We start from the raw sequence: 3843 nt of genomic DNA on the forward strand, positions 1-3843 counted from the left end.
GCGATCGCGTCGCCGCGATCGCGTCGCCCACTACCTTGGCGACGGCTTCGGCATCCTGCGCCGATTCGAGGACAATTTCGCGGCCAATGTTTTGAATACCAATCTTTACTTCCACAGCAAGGCCTCCCAGCCAATCAACGTCCAAAAAATGTCTAAGGTCAATCTCTAGTTGTAGTCTAGGTCTCTTTGGGGAAGCGGGAGATTCCGCGCCAAGCTAAACGGTAGATGAGGTCGCTGGCTACATCGAGATCCAGATTCCCGTCCGTTTCCAGCCAATACCGTGCGCTCACGTGGGCCATGCCGGCGAGTCCGCGGCCCAGCAGCTGGGCCTCCAGTTCAGGCAGTTTGGTGTCCTCGGCGATGACGTGCGCGACGGCGTCGGCAAAGGTCTTGTTGAACGTTTCCAGCCGCGCGCTGACGTCGGGGTCGTTAATCAGGTCCGACTCGAAGACGAGCCTGTGGGCCTGGTCGTCGTGCGCGATGAAGCGGAAGTAAGCGCGCATGACGGCCTGGACGCGCTCGTCATTGTCGGTGGTGGAGTTCAGGGCGCCAAGCAGGAGGTCGGTCAGCTTGCTGAGGTGGCTGTCCAGCAGAGCCAGGTAGAGGTCCCGCTTGGAGGGGAAGTGCTGGTACAGCACCGGCTTGCTGACGTGGGCGGTCTCGGCGATCTCGTCCATGGCGGCACCGTGGTATCCGTTCGCCACGAAAACTTCCTGCGCGGCCGCCAGGAGCTGCGCCCGGCGTTCGTCGCGGGGGAGGCGGGCCGAGCGTTGTCCGCTCCGGGGCTGCACTGCCGTCGGCTTGCCCGACTCGTCCCGCTCCAACGGTGCCTGATGAACCACTGTCGGCCTTCTTTCCCTTATTCACCCCATTGCGCGCAATGGCAATCGTCTGCATTTTGTACTGAACTACCTTGCACTCAATTACACCTTACGCGCGGGTAATATGACCTGGTGGTATCTTCGGGCATAGATTGAAGTATGGCTTCCAAGTTCACCGCCGCCGGTGCCCCCGCAACCCCCCAGACGAAGCTGGATCCGCAGCCCGGACCGCTGGTCGACCCGGCTGCGGACCTCAGTCCGGACGAGGTGGAACGCTACTCGCGGCACCTGATCATTCCGGAGGTCGGCGCGATCGGCCAGCGACGCCTCAAGAACGCGAAAGTCCTGGTGATCGGTGCCGGTGGCCTCGGCTCCCCGGCGCTGCTCTACCTCGCCGCCGCGGGGGTCGGCACCCTTGGCATCGTCGATGACGACGACGTCGACCTCAGCAACCTCCAACGCCAGATCATCCATGGTGTCGCGGATGTGGGCCGGCCGAAAATCGAGTCCGCCCGCGACGCCCTTACGGCCCTGAACCCGCTCGTGGATGTCCGGCTTCACAACGTCCGGCTCGACGCGTCCAACGCATTGGAACTCTTTGCCGGCTACGACCTGATCCTCGACGGCGCCGACAACTTTGCCACGCGCTACCTCGTCAACGACGCCGCCGCCATCCTCGGCAAGCCCTACATTTGGGGATCGATTTTCCGTTTCGACGGCCAGGTCAGCGTCTTTTGGGAACAGTTCGGGCCCACCTACCGGGACCTCTACCCGGAGGCGCCGCCGCCCGGATCCGTGCCGTCCTGCGGCGAAGGCGGCGTGTTCGGCATGCTGTGCGCCGCCGTCGGAGCGCTGATGGTGACCGAGGCGGTCAAACTGATCACCGGCGTCGGCCGGTCCCTGCTGGGCCGGCTGGCGCTCTATGACGCGCTGGGCGGCACCTGGCGCGAGATCAAGGTGACCAAGGACCCGGCGGCTGCACGAATCACCGAACTCACCGACTACGAGGCCTTCTGCGGGATCACTCCAACGGCGGATCCCGGTACCGAGCACACTGTGACGGCGACCCAGCTCGCCACCATGCTGGCCTCCCGCAAGGCCGGCCTCAAGGACTTCCACCTCGTGGACGTGCGGGAGCAGGGAGAATACGAAATCGTCCGCATTGAGGGGTCGGAGCTGATCCCGCAAGGCCGCATCCTTGCCGGCGAGGCGTGGCAGGAACTGCCCCAGGATGCCGAAATTGTCTTCCACTGCAAGGCCGGAACACGATCCGCCGCCGTCCTGTCCGCAGCCCGCGCCGCAGGGTACGGGCGCGTCAGCCACCTCGAAGGCGGCATTCTCGCCTGGGTAAGGGACGTGGAGCCCGGGAAACCGGTGTACTGAGCCTTGGCGGGCCATATGGCCAGCAAGGCCGCGATACCGCACAACACGCTCCGCTGAGCGGCGCCCTAAAACGAAAGGCTTGGTCATGAGCGAGGAAAATACAGTGACGTCCCAGCGCAAGATTGGCTCGGGGTTCGGCCGGGATTCGACGGCGGCCGACGTCATTGCCGGCATCGACCTGACCGGGAAGACCGCCATTGTCACCGGCGGCTACTCGGGGCTGGGCTTGGAGACCGTGCGGGCGCTGGCCTCCGCCGGCGCCACCGTCGTGGTGCCGGCCCGGCGGCCCGAGCATGCCCGCGACGTCCTGGCCGCGGCGGGGCTGACGCCGGCAACGGCTGGCGGCGGCGTCAGCGTCGCCGAGCTGGACCTTGCGGACCTGGCCAGTGTGAAGGCGTTCGCCGCCGGCTTCCTGGCCGGCCTGGCGACCGAAACGGCACCTGGCGCCGCGCCTGACGCGGCACTTGGCGCGGCGCCGGGCTCAGGCCGCAGCCTGGACATCCTCATCAACAACGCCGCCATCATGGCAAGTCCGGAGCAAAGGGTGGGACCCGGCTGGGAATCACAGTTCGCCACGAACCACCTGGGCCATTTTGCCTTGACCAACCTGCTGTGGCCGGCTCTTGCCGCGGCGCAGGGGGCCCGCGTGGTCTCGCTGTCCTCGACCGGCCACAAGCTCTCGGCCATTCGCTTCGATGACATCAATTTCGACGCCGGCTACGACAAATGGCGTGCCTACGGCCAGGCCAAGACGGCAAACGCGCTCTTCGCCGTCCAGCTCGATGCCCTGGGCCGGAACTTTGGCGTGCGCGCCTTCGCAGTACATCCCGGCGGGATCATGACGGAGCTGCAACGGCACCTGCCGCGGGAGGAGATGATCGCCGCGGGCTGGATGGATGAGCACGGCAAACTCGACCCGCGCTTCAAGACACCCGCGCAGGGCGCCGCCACCTCGGTCTGGGCCGCAACTGCGCCGGCGCTCGAAGGAATGGGCGGCGTCTACTGCGAGGACTGCGACATCGCCGAAGCCACGGTGCCGGGATCGCCCGAAGCCAGGATCAGGGGAGTAGATGCCCACGCGGTGGACCGGGAGGCGGCCACACGGCTGTGGCAGGTGTCGGCCGATATGACCGGGATCAACGCTTTCCCCGGATAATCCAGGGATAAGCCGCGGCGCGGGGAGGCGCGGGCCAGCTACGCGGTTTCGCGGATGTCGCCCGTTGCGGGGCCGGCGTCGCCGGGGTCGCCGGGGTTGTGGACAGCGGCGTTGTGGTCCACGGGGCACGCGGCCCCGGAACCGGCGGCACCTGCAACCGTTGCGCCGGCGGTGGGCTCCACGGTGATGCCGTACAGCGCCTCAAGACCGGCAATGTAGGCGTCCTGCTGTCCGTTGGAGGCCAGTTCGCGGGCCCTGACGGTGGGGACGTGGAGAAGCTGCTTCACCATGCGGCGCAGGGCAAATTCGACTTCTTCGGCGGCGGCCGTGCAGCCGTGCCGGGCCCGGACCTTTTCCATTTCCGCATCCAGGACGTTCATCGTGTGGCGGCGCAAGGCGACGATCGCCGAGTCGACGCTCCTGGCCTCGCGCTCCTGCTCAAAGGCGCTGGCCGCCCCGGCCACGATGCTGCTGGCCTGTTCG

General features: G+C 66.6%; 4 protein-coding genes and 1 pseudogene. 2 read left to right on the forward strand and 3 right to left on the reverse strand.

All coding sequences use genetic code 11. The annotated features are described in order from the left end of the window. Nucleotides 1-115: DUF3107 family protein (locus AC1D1S_RS19855; protein WP_476995294.1), on the reverse strand; the 115-nt coding region annotated here is incomplete at its 3' end. 61 nt (nucleotides 116-176) lie between these two features. Further along, entirely contained in the window at nucleotides 177-824 is a 648-nt protein-coding gene (locus tag AC1D1S_RS19860; RefSeq protein ID WP_279294506.1) for a TetR/AcrR family transcriptional regulator, read from the reverse strand. Between the two features lie 156 nt (nucleotides 825-980). On the opposite strand from AC1D1S_RS19860, the gene moeB reads away from it, so the two are divergent. Continuing rightward, nucleotides 981-2204 (forward strand): molybdopterin-synthase adenylyltransferase MoeB, encoded by a 1224-nt coding sequence (gene moeB / locus AC1D1S_RS19865; protein ID WP_476995293.1) that lies wholly within the window; start codon nucleotides 981-983, stop codon nucleotides 2202-2204. Between the two features lie 85 nt (nucleotides 2205-2289). After that, nucleotides 2290-3360, forward strand: a complete 1071-nt coding sequence (locus tag AC1D1S_RS19870) for an SDR family NAD(P)-dependent oxidoreductase (protein ID WP_243182247.1) — start codon at nucleotides 2290-2292, stop codon at nucleotides 3358-3360. Nucleotides 3361-3398: 38 nt separating this feature from the next. On the opposite strand, the pseudogene AC1D1S_RS19875 reads toward AC1D1S_RS19870, so the two are convergent. Continuing rightward, nucleotides 3399-3843: pseudogene (locus AC1D1S_RS19875) on the reverse strand (glutamyl-tRNA reductase); the annotation flags it as partial.

Source organism: Arthrobacter sp. P1_A5 (assembly GCF_056406825.1).

What these genes read in the sequence shown, in the direction of transcription:
- AC1D1S_RS19870 (WP_243182247.1), top strand. Translation starts at nt 2,290, where the DNA reads ATGAGCGAGGAAAATACAGTGACGTCCCAGCGCAAGATTGGCTCGGGG.
- moeB (WP_476995293.1), top strand. Translation starts at nt 981, where the DNA reads ATGGCTTCCAAGTTCACCGCCGCCGGTGCCCCCGCAACCCCCCAGACG.